Origin of the sequence: Paenibacillus melissococcoides (genome assembly GCA_944800085.1) — a bacterium.
Classification (GTDB): domain Bacteria; phylum Bacillota; class Bacilli; order Paenibacillales; family Paenibacillaceae; genus Paenibacillus_B; species Paenibacillus_B melissococcoides.
The window spans coordinates 1,108,003-1,123,114 of record CALYLO010000001.1 but is presented as its reverse complement, the minus strand read 5'-3'; the positions used below and the strand labels follow the sequence as shown (position 1 = coordinate 1,123,114).

Here is a 15,112-nt window from a genome sequence, read left to right as displayed (position 1 = left end):
CCCCAAACTTGTTAGCTCAATTGACTTTGCCTTTCAATTTGTATACATAAGCCAGAACTTCCGCCACGGCCTGGAACAAGTCGGCTGGAATGGCTTCGCCAATCTCGGTCCTCTCGAATAAAGCCCGGGCGAGCGGCTTGTTTTCCATGGTCAGTACGCCATTCTCCTTGGCGATCTGCTTAATGCGCAGGGCGACGTAGTCCTGCCCCTTCGCAATCACTTGCGGGGCCTCCATCTCGGAACCGTCATACTTCAGCGCGACGGCGAAGTGAGTCGGGTTCGTGATGATCACGTCCGCCTTCGGCACTTCCTGCATCATCCGCATCATCGCCATGCGGCGTTGTCGTTCTTTGATTTTACCTTTGACAAGGGGGTCACCCTCGGTTTTTTTGTACTCGTCCTTAATGTCTTGCTTGGACATGCGCATGCTTTTCTCATGCTCATATCGTTGGTACATGTAGTCCATCACGGCGAGCGCGAACAAGGCGGCGCCGATCTTCAATCCGAGAGACAGCGTAATTTGCGCGGTATAGCTCAATATTTCACTGAGGGGCACATGCGACATCTGTACAATGCGATCCCGTTCCCCCCACAGCGACAAGTAGACGATGGCAGCAATCGCCGCCAGCTTCAAAATCGACTTCAAAAACTCCACCACGGAGCGAAGCGAGAAAATCCGTTTGAACCCTTGAATCGGATCGATTTTGCTCAGCTTCATTTTCATGGGCTCGCCCGTGAACAAAAATCCAATCTGCGCGTAATTCACGATGAGGCCCATCAGAAACGCCGCAAGAAACACGGGGGCTAACACGATGAGTCCTTTCAGAAACACCTGGGCGAAATAGTCGGTCACATTGCCTACCGTGACTTCCATCGTCAGGCGGTGCTGCAAGGAATCCGCGAATAAATCGAGCACTCTCTCCTTATAGAAGCCGCCGAACATAAGCAGGCAGAAGAAGCATGCAAGCAGGATGGACGCTCCGGACAAATCGGAGCTCTTGGCAACCTGCCCCTTTTTGCGGGACTCCTGCCTCTTTTTCGGGGTCGCCTTTTCCGTCTTCTCTTGCGAGAAAAGCTGGAGATTCAGACGGTGTCTCAGTTGGTATTCGCGGGCCGCAAACGATACCGTCTGCCCGCGGCGCGTACGTGTCATTATTATCCCGCCCCCTGCATCATGCGTAACAGCTGGTCAAGCGCCTCGAACAACGAGGAGAACAACTGCTGCAGCACGTAAATAAGACTAGGTACGGTCAGTAGCAGCATGGCTAATCCGATAATCAACTTGAGCGGGATGCCCACGACAAAGATATTGAATTGCGGGGCCGACCGCGCCAGAAAGCCAAGCGCCACATCGGTCAGGAACAGCGCCACGATGAGGGGCGCCGAAATCTGGAACGCGATGATAAACGCCTGAACGAAGGACTGCACCAGAAATTCGGAGACGAGTCCGTTCGCTATCTGTTCAAAGAAGGTGTTCCCGTCCAGCGGCAGCCACTCAAAACTTCGCATAATTCCGTCGATAAAGTAATGGTGGCCGTTCATCCCGAGAAACAGCAGCACGACAAAGACGTACTTGAAGTTCCCCATGACCGGCGAGGTGGCGCCTGTCAACGGATCGATGACATTCGCAATCCCGAAGCCGATCTGGATGTCGATGAACGAGCCGGCCGTCTGCACGGCGGTGAAGAACAGTTGGGCCAAAAATCCGATTAATAAGCCAATTAAAACTTCTCGTATAATGAAAATGACAAACATGCCGTCTGCCGGCACGGTTTTGCCGATGCCGAACAACAAATACGCGATCACGCTCACAAAGAACGCGAGTCCGACTCGAAAATGATTCGGCACGCCCCGCGAAGATATGACAGGGACGGTGACAAAGAACGCCGTGATTCGACATAGCGTGAGCAAAAAAACAGGGAAAGCCTGAACGAGGATTTCCATCTCTTCACTGCCTAACCGATGTAAAGGTGCAAATTATTTAAAATATTAAAAGCAAAATCGACCAATGTCGTTAAAATCCAGGGACCGAATACGAGCACGGCCACCATGACGGCGATAATTTTGGGCACGAAGGCCAAGGTCTGCTCCTGGATCTGCGTCGTCGCCTGGAAAATACTGATGACAAGTCCGACGATCAGCGCAATGGCAAGCATCGGGGCGGCCACCTTCAGTACGGCGAACACCGCCTGCCCCGCCAAGCCGATAATAAACTCAGCACTCATTTCCTGTATTCCTCCCGTTCGTCAGATTCGTTCCCGCTTACGTATTGAAACTCATCAGCAACGACTTCACGACAAGATACCAGCCGTCTACGAGCACGAACAGAAGTATTTTAAAAGGAAGCGAGATCATCACCGGAGGCAGCATCATCATCCCCATCGCCATCAATGTGCTGGCTACGACCATGTCAATGACCAAGAATGGAATGAATATCATAAATCCCATCTGAAAGGCGGTCTTCAGCTCACTGATGGCATATGCGGGAACAAGCACGGTGAGCGGCACGTCTTGGTACGTCTTCGGCTTCTCGGTCTTCGTGTACTTCATAAATAAGAGCAAATCTTTCTCGCGGGTATGCGAGAACATGAACTTCTTCATAGGTATCGAGGCTTGCTCCAACGCCTGGGTCTGATTCAGCTCGCCCTTCAAGTATGGCTGCAGCGCGGCCTGATTGATTTCGCCAATCGTTGGGGACATCACAAACAAAGTAAGAAAGAGCGCAAGTCCGATTAGCACCTGGTTGGGCGGCATCTGCTGCGTTCCAAGCGAGGTCCGGACGAAGCCCAGCACGACGACGATGCGCGTGAAGGAGGTCATCAGGACGAGAATGGCCGGAGCGATGCTGAGCACGGTAATCAGCAGCAGCAAGGACAACGAGGATGTCCCCGGCTGCCCGCCGCCGTCTCCAATCTTGATGTCGATGTCGGGAATGACAGGCGACGCCGACGCCCAATGAGCGGTAAGACCGGACAACAACAGGACGGCTGTCACAGCTAGCAGCAATTTTTTATTCATCAATCCATCTACCGATCTTCATTGGAATCTTCTTTGAACAAGTGCTCCACTTGTTGTGCGCGTTTGGGCATTTGTTCAAGTTTTGCATGAAACACTTCATGAAAAGACACGGAAGACGGGTCCGCGTCTCTCGCTTCCGAGTCTGTCTCCGCAGTCTTGAATCGTCTTCGCATACGGCTTGTCAGGTCAGACCAAGAGGTTGGCCATGCCGTCCCGGGCTTGGACGGCGCGCGCTCCAATGATGCCATCAAGCGCGCCGCTTGCTCCGGGTCGGTTATTTTGTCGATCAAGGTAATATCCTCACCGATGCCCAGGATGTAGACGGCATCGCCAACTTCAATAATCTGCAAGGACTTGTTCGGTCCGAGCCCGGTGCCGCCGAGCGTGCGAATGCTTTGATTCATTTGCCACATGCGGTTTTTCCGGTTCAACCATTTAATAAGCAGTACGATAAGTACGATAATGACTGCGAGCGACAGCAGCACGGTCAATAAGCTGCCTATGTAATCTCCGGCACCGGGCGTTTGAATTTGACCGTTGTCAGGCATGGCTTATCCCATTGTTTTCTTAATCGCTTCGATAACCCGGTCTGCCTGGAACGGCTTGACGATGAAGTCTTTCGCCCCTGCCTGAATCGCGTCGATAACCATCGCCTGCTGGCCCATTGCCGAGCACATGATGACTTTGGCGTTCGGATCCAGCTTGCGAATCTCTTTCAATGCGGTGATGCCGTCCATCTCTGGCATCGTGATGTCCATCGTAATCAGGTCTGGTTTATGTTCCTTGTACTTTTCGATCGCCTGAGCGCCATCTGATGCTTCTCCCACGACATCGTATCCATTCTTAGTCAAAATGTCGCGAATCATCATTCGCATGAACGCTGCATCGTCTACGATCAAAATACGGTTAGCCATCGTTCTGAATCCTCCCTAAATCTTATTGTAGTTTTTGAATTCGATCCCACTGGTTGATAATATCGGTGACGCGAACGCCAAAATTCTCGTCAATGACGACAACCTCGCCTTTGGCTATGAGTTTGTTGTTGACCAGAATGTCGACCGGTTCGCCAGCCAGCTTGTCCAGCTCAATAATGGAACCTTGAGAGAGCTCTAGAATGTCCTTGATTTGTTTGTGTGTCCTCCCTAATTCTACTGTGACTTTGAGCGGGATGTCCAACAATAAATTTAGATTGGATTCATCATGCTGCGCATAAGATCCGGGTTGAAAACTCGCAAATTGCACCGGCTGGACATTGACGTTCCGGTTCGGCACATTGCCGAATGCGGAAGCCGCTCCGCTCTGCGGATCAAGGTGAGCCGCCGGCATCGGCTGAGAGCCGTATGGAGGCTGCGCGTAAGGCTGTCCGTACGGCTGCTGAGGCGCTTGTCCTCCCGGCATCGGCTGCTGCTCATACCCCGCCATAGGCTGCTGATCGTATCCAGCCATCGGCTGCTGGGCAGCGTGCTGAGCCGGCGGCGCATATGGCGCTTCTTCCGCCGCAGGAGCCTCCGGCGCGGTCTCCGCACCCGTCGACATCGATTCCGCCGTCCCCATCAAAATCCGGACCATCTCCTTCGCGAACGGCACCGTCAAGATTTGCATTATCGTCGAATCGATCAAATCGCCGATCGTGAGGCGGAATGAAATTTTGACCAGCACATTCGCGTCGGGCAGCGTGTCAATCCCCTGTCCATCCGACATGTTCAAGATGCCGATGCCCGGCGGAGAAATGTTCACCAACCGATTAAAAATCGTGGACATGGACGTCGCGGACGAGCCCATCATCTGGTTCATCGCTTCCTGCACGGCGCTGACGTGAATATCGTTCAGCTCGCCGCTCAGGTTCGTGCCGTCGCCGCCAAGCATCAAATCCGCGATGACCTGCGCATCCGACGTCTTGATGACGAGGGAGTTGACCCCTTCGAAGCCTTCAACATACTGCACATGCACCGCGACATGCGGTTTCGGGAATTCCTCCTCCAGATTCTCGCGCTTCAGCAGCTTGATGCGGGGCGTCGTAATGTCCACCTTTTTGCCCAGCAGGGTGGATAGCGCCGTGGCCGCACTGCCAAACGTAATATTGCCAATCTCACCAAGGGCATCGACTTCGATCGGATCCAAGTAGGAATCGATTGAAGGGGATTCCGCTTCGCCTTCCGGCGAATCGCCGCTCGATTTTTTCAACAGGGCGTCAATTTCCTCCTGCGACAAGTAATCTTTACTCGTCATGCTCTTCCACTCCTTCTTCCACGACTTGCTCGATTTGTACCGCTACGCGATCCTTGACTACACCCGGCGTGCCAATATATTTCATGCGGTCACCAACCCGAATCGTCAAACCGCTGTCAACCGGCTTGTTCAAGGCGATGACATCGCCGATTGATAACTGCATTAACTCCTGTACCGAAATCTGTGATGTGCCAAGTTCAACGGCGATCGGAAGCTTCGCCTTGCTAACCCGTTGGCGCAATTTTTCGATCTCAATCGGTTCCCGCGTTTTTTTCTCAGATACGAACCAATGATGCACGGACAGCTTCGGCATAATCGGCTCGATGACGACGTGGGGGATACATAAGTTGATCATCCCCGTCGTGTCCCCGATTTTGGTGCTCAATGAAATGAGCGCAATCGTCTCATTCGGGGAGACAATTTGCATAAATTGAGGATTCGTCTCGAGTGCTTCCAGCCGCGGCCGGATATCGAGCACGCTCTTCCACGCCTCCTGGAGGCTCTCGAACGCCCGGCTGAATATGCGCTCCATCACCGTCGTCTCAATCTCGGTCAGCGAGTTGATCTTCGAAGGAGCTGCTCCGGCGCCGCCCAGCATGCGGTCAAGCATGGCAAAGGCAACGTTCGGGTTGACCTCGAGAACCATCCGGCCTTTGAGCGGCTCGGCCTCAAAAATATTCAATATGGTCATTTTCGGTATCGAGCGGATGAACTCGTCATACGGCAACTGCTCGACCTGGACGACATTGATTTGCACAAAAGTACGCAATTGCGCGGAAAAATATGTCGTCAAAAATCTGGCGAAATTTTCATGGATGCGTGTCAAACTTCGAATGTGGTCTTTAGAAAAACGAACGGCACGCTTGAAATCGTACGAACGGATTTTACGCTGTGTTTCCTCTTTTTTTAGCTCTTCCGCATCCATTTCCCCCGAGGACAGCGCCGCGAGCAATGCGTCAATCTCGTTCTGCGATAGCACGTCTACCAATCGTTTCACCCCCTTACAGGAATCAGCTGAACATGTGTGTCAATCTGCCGTCAAATCGGCGTAAGTATAAAGTCCGTCAAGTCCACTTGAACGACCTTGCCTTCCGGCAATTGCTTATTAATCAGTTCGAGCAACTTGGCACACAGCTGATCCTGACCCTTCATACCTTGCAAGTCTTCCGGTTTCATATCAGCCAAGGTTCTGAGAATGAGAGGCTTGATTCGAACGTCTTTGATCTTGTCGAATTGCTCCTTCGTCTTCTTCGTGTCCAGTTGGAATGCGAAGCCGGTGAAGACGACATAGTCGCGGTCCGCCAGATTCGTCTTGATGTCGGTCATGGTTGACGTCATCTCCACGATTTCTTCGGCCGATAATCTTACAGTGTGCACTTGCTGTGCTCCAGGCGCATTGCCTTTGCCATTCGTATTGATCATCATAATCACGACAAGGGCGATCAGGGTCAGCGCAAGCAGGAGTGTGATCATCCACGGCATCATTCGTTTCATGGTTGTCCCTCCGATGGTTCTGTCTTCTTCGTTCCGGCGATGATACCGACGGAGCGAACATATTGTTCGATCCGTTCAATCACTTCCGGCCCCTTCTCCAGTACGATGAACTTCTTCCCCGTCGTCAATGTGATGTAGGTGTCGGGCGTCTCTTCAACGGTCTCGATGAGAAGGGCGTTCACCCACATGGGAGAACCGTTCAATCGCGTGACGGATATCATCCAAATCCTCCTTTGCTCTTCATTCCAGGCCCCGATGCCGGCCGTTCACGGGCGCGGCATCAGGGCTTGGAACGGATTACTGCCGCATTATCGCTTCAGATTGACGACTTCCTGCAATACTTCATCGGATGTCGTAATGATGCGCGAGTTCGCCTGGAAGCCGCGCTGGGCCACGATCATTTCAGTGAACTCGCCCGTCAGGTCGACGTTCGACATTTCGAGCTGGCCGGCGATAATCGCGCCGGTGCCTGCCTCCGGGTCATTCGCGGTGACGATCTCGGCTTCACCGTCCTCGACCGCGTTCGGGGTCAAGCGGTACAGGTTGCCCCCGATTTTCTCGAGGCCTTCCGGGTTGACGACCTTGATTACGCCGAGCTGCACGCCCGTCGGTTCCGTCGAGCCGTCATCCCGTTTCGCGATAATCTCGCCGGTCTGCGAGATGGAGAAGGAGACGATATCCTCATCCAACTGGATCACCCCGCCGCCGGAATCGAGCACATTCAAGCCGTCCGAGGTGACCAGCGTCCGGGTTGCATCCAGATGGAAGTCGCCTGCGCGCGTCAGGAACGGAACCTCCTGATCATCGCCTAACGAGACAGCGAAGAAGCCGTCGCCGTCGATGCGAAAGTCGAGCGGGCGGTTCGTCGTCATCGCGCTTCCCGGCGTATGCACGGTATCGATGGAAGCGAGGGAGACGCCGAGCCCGATCTGCTTGGCGTTCACCCCGCCGCTGTTATCGTTCGGCGCTGTCGTGCCGTCAATCGTCTGGCTCATAATGTCCTTGAACATGACGCGGCTCCCTTTGAAGCCAACGGTATTGACGTTGGCAATGTTGTTGCCGATGACGTCCAGTTTCGTCTGAAAGCCGCGCATGCCGGATACGCCGGAATACATCGATCGAATCATCGTAATACCTCCAATGTCTTAATGGTAAGAGTTCAAAAGGGCCGATTTTTGAACATCCTCTAAATAAAGGGCTCACTTCGGTCGTTCCATGAGCCGAGGCCTCCTTGCGGTCCAGCCTATGGTCCCGCCATGCCTCAATCATTGAGGAGAATGGCGCTGTCGATCTGCGTAAAAACATGATTTTGCCGTGCCGCTTCATCCAATGCCGTAATGACGGTACGCGACGGCACATTGACGATGAAGGCCTGGTTGTTCATAATGACGAGCGATTGCCGCGCCCCCTTCTCCTCGGCCTGCTTCATCGCCTGATTCATCTTGGCCACGAGCTCCGGGGTCAGGTTCATGCCGCGCTCTGTCATGCGGGTCCTCGCATGATGGCTGAAGCGGACATCGTTCGTGCGCTGCAGCTCCTGTTGAAAGAGCTGCTGGAAGCTTGCCTTGCTCTCGCTTTGCCGGGCCGGCTTCAGCCGTTCAGGCTGCTGGACGGCCTGTATCGGCGCGGTTGGGCCTAAATGCCCGATTGGGCCACCGATATTCATGATTGGCCTTCCGTTCCCGGTGCAGGAGACTCTTCTTCAGGCGTCTCAGATCCAGGCTGCTCCGGTTGTTCGGGTTGTTCCGGCTCGTCCGTGCCAGGCGCTTCTCCCGGTTCGCGAATTTCCGTGATCGTGCTCAAGTCGACTTCATGCTCCCCGACCTTGGCGTACGATTTGCCCTCGCGAATAATCATTGACTCGACGATGCCGGTTCTTAGTATCGGATTCGTGTCGTCCTTACCGTCTTTCCCCACCTTATATTCCTTATCCTCGGACTTGCCGTACCATGTGATCTCTTTGCCGATGAGGCTGGAAGACATGCCGAGCGCCTGGTGCAGGCTTCCGAGCTGAGTCTGAATGTTCATCAACTGCTCGACGGAACTGAATTGGGCCATCTGCGCGATGAAGTCCCGGTCCTGCATCGGCTGCATCGGATCCTGATTTTGCAGCTGCGTAACCAAAATTTTCAAAAATTCATCTTTTCCTAGCGTCTGACCGTCCTTCTTGCTGGCCTGCGCCACATTCTCCTTGCTGTAGTTCGGCCAGGTGACGATTTTGCCGACTGCTGCATCTGATGCCATGGCCGCAACCTCCTTGATTGTTATCTACCAATTACTTACACGCTTGCGCTGAAGGTGGAATTCCCGCCAAGCAGCTGCGCTGCCCGCAGTTCCTCTTCGGTCTCCAAAGCCCCGGCAAGCTCATCCAAAGTCAGCGGCTTGCCCTGCTTCGATCCCCGCTCCGACGATTGCTGACGGTGGGTATCCTGCTGTCTCCGCTCCTCCTGGAACAGAGAAGAATTCAACGCATTCGATGATTGCTGGGATACTTCGATCTTCTCCACTTGAATTCCTTGCGATTGCAGTGCGCCGCGCAGCATGGACATTTGCTGCTCCAGCATATCCTTCGCCATCAGATGCTCCGTCATGAAGCGGGCCGTCAATTGGCCGTTCTGAATCGTCAGTCGAATCTCTACCTGTCCCAGATGCTCCGGATACAGGGAAATCTTCGCTTCCGACATCGTTCCGATGCGGCTGAATCTTAGCTGCTTCACCATGAAGCCGGCCATCTCATCCGCGAAGCGATCCGCATGGATAACAGGCAGCGGCTTTGTCGAGTTAAGGCCTTCCTGGCGAAGCGCCCACTGGCCTGCCTGCATGACTTGTCCAATCTGCGGCTCCGGCTGCGCATGGTCCGGACCGCTCGCCGCTTCCGCCGCAGGCTTCGCTCCGGCCGCTGCCGCCGGCATGATATCCGCCTGCGTCACGGACTGGGCTTGCGCCGCTGCAGCCCGTCCCGCATTCGCGGATGCCGAAGCCGCCGGGGCGTTGACCGCGCCTTCCTGCTTCATCATGTCAGCGAGCCGCGCGATCCACCGCAGCGCCTCGGCTGGCTGCGCCTGTTCCCCTTTGGCGCTTGCTGCCGCATGGGGAAGCTCCGAGCCTGCGCCTTGCGCCTGCCGCTCGGCGCCTGCCTGCGCCTGGCTCTGCATGACAACCGCCGTCTCCACCGCGGCCGCCGCTTGTCCGTTCCCGGCAAGCTGCCCCATCACCGAAGCATCCGCTTGCTTCGCTTCCAACAGACCCGCCAGTTGAGCGAGCACATCGCGCACCGCGATCGTAATCGTGGACGGCTGCTCGATCAGGACGGCCGAACTCTGGGCCGCCGCATCGGGATGCTCCGCATTCGGCTGCTGTTCGTTCAGCCACTGCTGGGCTTGCATGACCCATTGCTGCAGCGCGGCGAACAGCTCCGGATTGCTCTCCAATTCCTCGTCAGGCGATTGCAGCGAATCGAGCAGCGGTTGAAGCAACGCTTCAACGGCCTCGGCCGCTTCCTCCGGCAAGGCCGGCATATTGCCCATGCCTTCGCCCAAGGTCAACAGCGATGCCAAGCCGCCCGCCCATGCCGGCGCCTCGCCCGATGTATCCATGCATTGCGAGAGCACGGTCAAGAATCCGGCTCCGCCGCCAGGAGCTCCCCCCTTGGCCTGCGTGCCGCCCATGACCGGGGCTGCGCTTCCGGCCGAAATATTCATAATCGTTCCTGCCATTTTTTTCACCTCCTTTCAAGCAATCTTATTTGGACGATCTTGATCATTTGCTTGGAAGCAGCTTCGAGACGAGCTTGGCCGTCGCTTCCTTGTCCTCCTCCGTCATCGCATTCAGCAAGCGGGATCGGGTCGCGTCATCGACCGTATTCAGCACGTTAAGCGCCTTTTCCGGACTGATTTTCGCCGTTTCGAGCAAAATGCTGGCCGCGCTCTTCGGCGTCATGCTCGAGAAGGTCTGGCTGAGCTGCGTCTGATCAAGGCCATTATGCGCTTCCTTCGACGCCTCATTCTTTTTGAGGCGCGCCTGCAGCGCGCGGACCTCCAGGTTGTCCGCCGGCTTCACGTCCTTGAGCCGGATCGACGCGTCAGCGGCCACCTTCGGGTTCATCTTTTCCAGGATCTTCGCGCGATCCTCCTGCTTCATCGCATCCAGCACAAGGACGAGCTCCTCCGTCGCCAAGTTCTCCAGAATCGGAGCCGATTTGCTTGGCATCATCTTGGCGTACAGATTCGCGAGATCCTTCACCTGCTGCGCATACTGCTCTTCCGTCACCTGCTCTTCATGCCGTTCGGCCCGCAAGTCCTTGATTTCCTTGTTCAGATTCGCAACCTGCTCTTCAAGCTTCTTGCGCGCATCGGCCAGATTGCGGAGGTCAGCGTCCTTGGAAGCCAACAGCGCCTTCAGTTCGGCAATCTGCTCTTCCTGTTCCTTTTGAATGTTTTTGTTCTCCTTCTTCGCGTTGCCGGGTTCCTTGCCATCGGCTTTATCCTTATCGGAAGAAATCCATTGATTTACGAGCGGGATATTTTCCGCCAAGGCTATCATTTGATTGCGCCAGTTCGCATTGAACAGCGTAAGCAGCACGGCTAACAAAATGATCGTAAACAAAATTGGGGTCGCAAAGAACAAAAACCGTTCAAAGCCCGAATATCCACTTTCCTTTTCTACTGATTCCTGATTCATCTCTGCCACTCTCATCCCTCCTGCTGAAGCGGCGGGACCGAACTGCCGCGCCTGACCTGTCTTCTAGCGGGCCGCCATATGGTAGCGGACGGTCGCCAGTTCGTCCAATTCATTCTGTTCCCACGCAGCGAGCCGCTGTTTGAACTGCGCTTCCGCCTTTTCCCTGGCTTTGGTCCACACTTTTTCGTCAGTCATCCGCACGGCCAGCTCTCCCTGCTTGTTCTGAACGTTGGCTTCCGCGGCGCTGACCCGCTCGTTCGCCAAGTCAACCTGCGATTCCATGTAGGCGATATATTGCTGCCAGGCCTGAAGGCTGGAGGCAGAGGCGCGGGCATCCACCTGACGCTGGAGTTCTTCGCGAGCGTGCAGGAGATCTGCCGTGCACTGCTGAAGCTGGCTCTCCTTCGTCATCAGATCGCCCACGGCTTCGGATAATATCCATTCCGCCTGCTTTTTCTCGTTGGTCTTCAAGTCAAGCACTTTTTGCAAAACGTATTGAAAGCCACGCACCGGTCACTCAACCTCCTGGAAATTGCATTAATAATCGTTCGATCGTCTCGTTGTAAGGAGCACTCTCATCGATTCTCTGCTTCGTAAACGCATGAATGTCATCGATAAATTCAAGTGCTTCGTCTATGGCGGGGTTGCTCCCCCGCTGATATGCGCCGATATTAATCAAATCCTCAGATTCACGGTACACAGCGAGAAGCCGCTTCAACTGCTCCGCCGCCAATTGATGTTCGCGGGGCACGATGTCCTTCATCACCCGGCTCACGCTGGCCAGAATGTCGATCGCGGGAAAATGCCCCTTGTTCGCGATATTCCGGTTCAGGACGATATGACCATCCAAAATCCCGCGCACGGCATCGGCAATCGGCTCGTTCATGTCGTCTCCGTCGACGAGCACCGTATAGAAGGCCGTAATCGAGCCGGACGGGCCTGTTCCGGAGCGCTCCAGCAGCTTCGGCAGGCTGGCGAAGACAGAAGGCGTATATCCCCGGGTCGCAGGAGGCTCGCCGATCGCCAGTCCGACTTCACGCATCGCCATCGCGTAACGGGTCACCGAATCCATCATAAGCATCACGTTCATGCCGCGGTCCCGGAAATATTCCGCGATCGTGGTCGCGATCAGCGCGCCCTTGATGCGGACCAGCGCCGGCTGATCCGAAGTCGCGACGACAACGACCGACCGCGCCAGCCCTTCCGGGCCGAGATCGCGCTCAATGAACTCGAGCACCTCGCGCCCGCGCTCGCCGATGAGCGCAATCACGTTCACATCGGCCGCCGTATTGCGCGCGATCATGCCGAGCAGGGTGCTCTTCCCTACCCCGGAGCCGGCAAATATGCCGACGCGCTGCCCGTTGCCGATCGTAAGCAGGCCGTCGATCGTCCGTACGCCGACGCCGATCGGATCGAGCACCCGCGGCCGGGCCAGCGGGTTGGACGGAACGGCTGTCGTGGAATAGCTGGACATCCTCGTCGGGAGGAAGGAGCCGTCGAGCGGCTGCCCCAATCCGTCCAGCACTTTGCCGAGCAGCTCTGATCCGACCGGAACGGTCAACGGTTTCCCGGTGCCCACGACATCGCAGCCCGGACCTATCGCCTGCAGCTCGCCGAGCGGCATCAGAAGCACCTTGTTGTCGCGGAATCCGACAACTTCCGCCATCAGCGGCTTGCTCCCCTTGGTCGGATAAATATAGCAAACTTCTCCTACGCTCGCGTCAGGCCCTTCCGACTCCACCGTCAGACCGATGACCTGCGTCACTTTGCCATTGACGCGGACCGGGTCGATCTGGGACAAGTAGTCGACATATTTCTCCGCGTTCCATTTCACCTCATGCGTCATGGCCACTCTGCTCCTCATGCTGCATCGCTACCTGCATCAGCGCTTTTTTGATCTCCGTCAGCTGCGTGTCGATCCGCGCATCGATGCTGCCAAGCGCAGAGCGGACGACGCAGCCTCCGTCGTTCACGCTGGAGTCCGGTATAATTTGCAGTTCTGCCTGCGAATCGACGGCCAGACTGAGCTCTTCCCTTGCCGCATGCACGTAGGCGAATTGCTCGGGCGAGACACACAGCGTGATCGTTCCGCTCTCCCGCTTCCGCGCCAGCGTCTTGCGGGCCAGTTCCAGCGCGATCTCCGGTTCGACGGAGAGCTGCTTCTGAATAATCTTCTCCGCGACCGCGCAGCTAAGAGAGACAACGAACGGCTCCGCCTCCTGGATTAACTGCTCCTTCGCCTGATAGGCTTGGCGCAGCACCGCCTCGGCTTCCGCGATTTTGCGTTCGTACGCTTCCTTAATCTCCTGCTCCGCGCGCGCCATGCCTTCCCGATAGCCGCTCTCATAGCTCTCGCTCCGGGTAGATTCGATCAACTGCTCGTCCTGCCGGCGCCGTTCTTCCCACCAGGCGTCGATCTGGCTCTGCGCTTCTTCCTTCATCCGCTCCGCTTCTTCGGTCGCCTGCCGCAGATGCTCCTCGGCGAACGACCGCGCATCATCGAGAATCGACTGCCTCAGCTCGGCGAGCTGTTCATCCTGATTCAGCAAGGTTTCCTCGGTCAGCGGCTCCGGCGCTGCCGCAGCCTCCTCCTCGCTCCGCTGCTGGTGACGCCGAACCGCTTCAATCAATCTCATCTGCTCCAGCGGAACATATTGAGTCGATTTGATGACATTAGACAACGATATCATCTCCTCCGCCGCGTGCGATGATAATCTCACCCGACTCTTCTAAGCGGCGTATCGTCGACACGATCCGCGTCTGCGCCTCTTCCACGTCGCGCAGCCGAACCGGTCCCATAAACTCCATTTCTTCCTTGAACGTATCGGCCATCCGCTTGGACATGTTGCGGAAGATCGCTTCGCGAACTTCCTCGCTTGCCACTTTGAGCGCAAGCTGCAAGTCGGCATTGTCAATATCGCGAATGATACGTTGGATCGAACGGTTGTCGATATTGACGATATCTTCGAATACGAACATTCTCTTCTTGATTTCTTCCGCCAGTTCCGGATCCTGAATCTCCAGGGAATCCAGAATCGTGCGTTCGGTACCGCGGTCGACGCCGTTCAAAATCTTGACGACGGACTCGATGCCGCCCGCGCTTGTGTAATCCTGCGTCACGGTCGACGACAGCTTCTGTTCCAGCACGCGCTCGACCTGGCTGATCACTTCCGGGGACGTGCTGTCCATCAAAGCGACTCTGCGCGCCACCTCCGCCTGCTTCTCCTGCGGAAGGGAAGACAGGATCGTCGATGCCTGCTCTGTCTCCAGGTAAGAGAGCACAAGGGCGATCGTTTGGGCATTTTCATTCTGAATAAAGTTGAAAATCTGCGACGCTTCCGCCTTGCGCGCAAAGTCGAACGGTCTGACCTGCAGCGTAGCGGTCAGGCGGTTGATAATATCGACCGCCTTCTGCGAGCCCAACGCCTTCTCGAGAATCTCCTTGGCGTAACTGATGCCGCCCTGGGATATGTACTCCTGCGCCAGGCAGATTTGGTGGAACTCGCTCATGACCGACTCTTTTTCCGCCGCGTCCACCTTGCGCACATTCGCAATTTCCAACGTTAATTGTTCGATTTCCTCATCCCGCAAGTGCTTAAAGATTTGGGCTGACACCTCAGGTCCGAGCGTGATGAGCAAAATCGCCGCTTTCTGTCTGCCGGTCAATGCTCCGCTTCCTTTTGTCACGTTG

Annotated in this window: 19 protein-coding genes; all 19 read right to left on the bottom strand. The window is 55.7% G+C overall.

The annotated features are described in order from the left end of the window. Positions 1 to 16 precede the first annotated feature (16 nt). Complete coding sequence (gene flhB / locus OCY70_RS05105; RefSeq protein ID WP_213429484.1) at positions 17 to 1,153, bottom strand: flagellar biosynthesis protein FlhB; 1,137 nt, start codon at positions 1,151 to 1,153, stop codon at positions 17 to 19. 2 nt (positions 1,154 to 1,155) lie between these two features. Then, complete coding sequence (gene fliR, locus OCY70_RS05100) at positions 1,156 to 1,944, bottom strand: flagellar biosynthetic protein FliR (RefSeq protein WP_213429483.1); 789 nt, start codon at positions 1,942 to 1,944, stop codon at positions 1,156 to 1,158. 11 nt (positions 1,945 to 1,955) lie between these two features. Continuing rightward, positions 1,956 to 2,225, bottom strand: a complete 270-nt coding sequence (gene fliQ, locus OCY70_RS05095) for a flagellar biosynthesis protein FliQ (RefSeq protein WP_213429482.1) — start codon at positions 2,223 to 2,225, stop codon at positions 1,956 to 1,958. 37 nt (positions 2,226 to 2,262) lie between these two features. Continuing rightward, positions 2,263 to 3,018: a flagellar type III secretion system pore protein FliP gene (gene fliP / locus OCY70_RS05090; protein WP_213429481.1), complete on the bottom strand. Its 756-nt coding sequence runs from the start codon at positions 3,016 to 3,018 to the stop codon at positions 2,263 to 2,265. An 8-nt stretch (positions 3,019 to 3,026) separates the two neighbouring features. Further along, positions 3,027 to 3,566: a flagellar biosynthetic protein FliO gene (locus OCY70_RS05085; RefSeq protein WP_213429480.1), complete on the bottom strand. Its 540-nt coding sequence runs from the start codon at positions 3,564 to 3,566 to the stop codon at positions 3,027 to 3,029. A 3-nt stretch (positions 3,567 to 3,569) separates the two neighbouring features. Continuing rightward, positions 3,570 to 3,932, bottom strand: coding sequence for a response regulator (locus OCY70_RS05080; RefSeq protein WP_111155418.1), 363 nt, complete (start codon positions 3,930 to 3,932; stop codon positions 3,570 to 3,572). Between the two features lie 22 nt (positions 3,933 to 3,954). Next, positions 3,955 to 5,247 carry a flagellar motor switch phosphatase FliY gene (gene fliY, locus OCY70_RS05075; RefSeq protein ID WP_213429479.1) on the bottom strand — a complete coding sequence of 431 codons (1,293 nt, stop codon included), beginning with the start codon at positions 5,245 to 5,247 and terminating at the stop codon, positions 3,955 to 3,957. After that, positions 5,237 to 6,235 (bottom strand): flagellar motor switch protein FliM, encoded by a 999-nt coding sequence (gene fliM / locus OCY70_RS05070; RefSeq protein ID WP_213429478.1) that lies wholly within the window; start codon positions 6,233 to 6,235, stop codon positions 5,237 to 5,239. The genes fliY and fliM overlap by 11 nt, the downstream gene beginning before the upstream one ends. Before the next feature lie 50 nt (positions 6,236 to 6,285). Then, a complete protein-coding gene (locus tag OCY70_RS05065) occupies positions 6,286 to 6,741 on the bottom strand; it encodes a flagellar basal body-associated FliL family protein (protein WP_168177911.1) in 456 nt (151 codons plus the stop codon). Continuing rightward, positions 6,738 to 6,962, bottom strand: coding sequence for a flagellar FlbD family protein (locus OCY70_RS05060; protein ID WP_111155421.1), 225 nt, complete (start codon positions 6,960 to 6,962; stop codon positions 6,738 to 6,740). The genes OCY70_RS05065 and OCY70_RS05060 overlap by 4 nt, the downstream gene beginning before the upstream one ends. 87 nt (positions 6,963 to 7,049) lie before the next feature. Continuing rightward, a complete protein-coding gene (gene flgG, locus OCY70_RS05055) occupies positions 7,050 to 7,868 on the bottom strand; it encodes a flagellar basal body rod protein FlgG (protein ID WP_213429477.1) in 819 nt (272 codons plus the stop codon). A gap of 134 nt (positions 7,869 to 8,002) precedes the next feature. Further along, complete coding sequence (locus OCY70_RS05050) at positions 8,003 to 8,407, bottom strand: TIGR02530 family flagellar biosynthesis protein (RefSeq protein ID WP_213429476.1); 405 nt, start codon at positions 8,405 to 8,407, stop codon at positions 8,003 to 8,005. Further along, complete coding sequence (locus OCY70_RS05045; RefSeq protein WP_213429475.1) at positions 8,404 to 8,985, bottom strand: flagellar hook capping FlgD N-terminal domain-containing protein; 582 nt, start codon at positions 8,983 to 8,985, stop codon at positions 8,404 to 8,406. Before OCY70_RS05045 ends, OCY70_RS05050 begins: the two co-directional genes overlap by 4 nt. Before the next feature lie 35 nt (positions 8,986 to 9,020). After that, positions 9,021 to 10,457 (bottom strand): flagellar hook-length control protein FliK, encoded by a 1,437-nt coding sequence (locus OCY70_RS05040; RefSeq protein WP_213429474.1) that lies wholly within the window; start codon positions 10,455 to 10,457, stop codon positions 9,021 to 9,023. 43 nt (positions 10,458 to 10,500) lie between these two features. Then, a complete protein-coding gene (locus OCY70_RS05035; RefSeq protein ID WP_249725386.1) occupies positions 10,501 to 11,436 on the bottom strand; it encodes a MotE family protein in 936 nt (311 codons plus the stop codon). Positions 11,437 to 11,484: 48 nt separating this feature from the next. Next, positions 11,485 to 11,931, bottom strand: a complete 447-nt coding sequence (fliJ, locus tag OCY70_RS05030; RefSeq protein WP_213429472.1) for a flagellar export protein FliJ — start codon at positions 11,929 to 11,931, stop codon at positions 11,485 to 11,487. 7 nt (positions 11,932 to 11,938) lie between these two features. Then, positions 11,939 to 13,267 (bottom strand): flagellar protein export ATPase FliI, encoded by a 1,329-nt coding sequence (gene fliI / locus OCY70_RS05025; protein WP_249725383.1) that lies wholly within the window; start codon positions 13,265 to 13,267, stop codon positions 11,939 to 11,941. Beyond that, on the bottom strand, positions 13,257 to 14,102 hold the full coding sequence (locus OCY70_RS05020; protein WP_213429471.1) for a FliH/SctL family protein: 846 nt from the start codon (positions 14,100 to 14,102) through the stop codon (positions 13,257 to 13,259). Before OCY70_RS05020 ends, fliI begins: the two co-directional genes overlap by 11 nt. Continuing rightward, positions 14,095 to 15,108 (bottom strand): flagellar motor switch protein FliG, encoded by a 1,014-nt coding sequence (fliG, locus tag OCY70_RS05015; protein ID WP_213429470.1) that lies wholly within the window; start codon positions 15,106 to 15,108, stop codon positions 14,095 to 14,097. Before fliG ends, OCY70_RS05020 begins: the two co-directional genes overlap by 8 nt. Positions 15,109 to 15,112: the final 4 nt, after the last annotated feature.

Excerpts from the sequence above, each read along its gene's own strand:
- flhB (WP_213429484.1), bottom strand. The coding sequence starts at position 1,153 with ATGACACGTACGCGCCGCGGGCAGACGGTATCGTTTGCGGCCCGCGAA.
- fliR (WP_213429483.1), bottom strand. The coding sequence starts at position 1,944 with ATGGAAATCCTCGTTCAGGCTTTCCCTGTTTTTTTGCTCACGCTATGT.
- fliQ (WP_213429482.1), bottom strand. The coding sequence starts at position 2,225 with ATGAGTGCTGAGTTTATTATCGGCTTGGCGGGGCAGGCGGTGTTCGCC.
- fliP (WP_213429481.1), bottom strand. The coding sequence starts at position 3,018 with ATGAATAAAAAATTGCTGCTAGCTGTGACAGCCGTCCTGTTGTTGTCC.
- OCY70_RS05085 (WP_213429480.1), bottom strand. The coding sequence starts at position 3,566 with ATGCCTGACAACGGTCAAATTCAAACGCCCGGTGCCGGAGATTACATA.
- OCY70_RS05080 (WP_111155418.1), bottom strand. The coding sequence starts at position 3,932 with ATGGCTAACCGTATTTTGATCGTAGACGATGCAGCGTTCATGCGAATG.
- fliY (WP_213429479.1), bottom strand. The coding sequence starts at position 5,247 with ATGACGAGTAAAGATTACTTGTCGCAGGAGGAAATTGACGCCCTGTTG.
- OCY70_RS05065 (WP_168177911.1), bottom strand. The coding sequence starts at position 6,741 with ATGAAACGAATGATGCCGTGGATGATCACACTCCTGCTTGCGCTGACC.
- OCY70_RS05060 (WP_111155421.1), bottom strand. The coding sequence starts at position 6,962 with ATGATATCCGTCACGCGATTGAACGGTTCTCCCATGTGGGTGAACGCC.
- flgG (WP_213429477.1), bottom strand. The coding sequence starts at position 7,868 with ATGATTCGATCGATGTATTCCGGCGTATCCGGCATGCGCGGCTTTCAG.
- OCY70_RS05050 (WP_213429476.1), bottom strand. The coding sequence starts at position 8,407 with ATGAATATCGGTGGCCCAATCGGGCATTTAGGCCCAACCGCGCCGATA.
- OCY70_RS05045 (WP_213429475.1), bottom strand. The coding sequence starts at position 8,985 with ATGGCATCAGATGCAGCAGTCGGCAAAATCGTCACCTGGCCGAACTAC.
- OCY70_RS05040 (WP_213429474.1), bottom strand. The coding sequence starts at position 10,457 with ATGGCAGGAACGATTATGAATATTTCGGCCGGAAGCGCAGCCCCGGTC.
- OCY70_RS05035 (WP_249725386.1), bottom strand. The coding sequence starts at position 11,436 with ATGAGAGTGGCAGAGATGAATCAGGAATCAGTAGAAAAGGAAAGTGGA.
- fliI (WP_249725383.1), bottom strand. The coding sequence starts at position 13,267 with ATGACGCATGAGGTGAAATGGAACGCGGAGAAATATGTCGACTACTTG.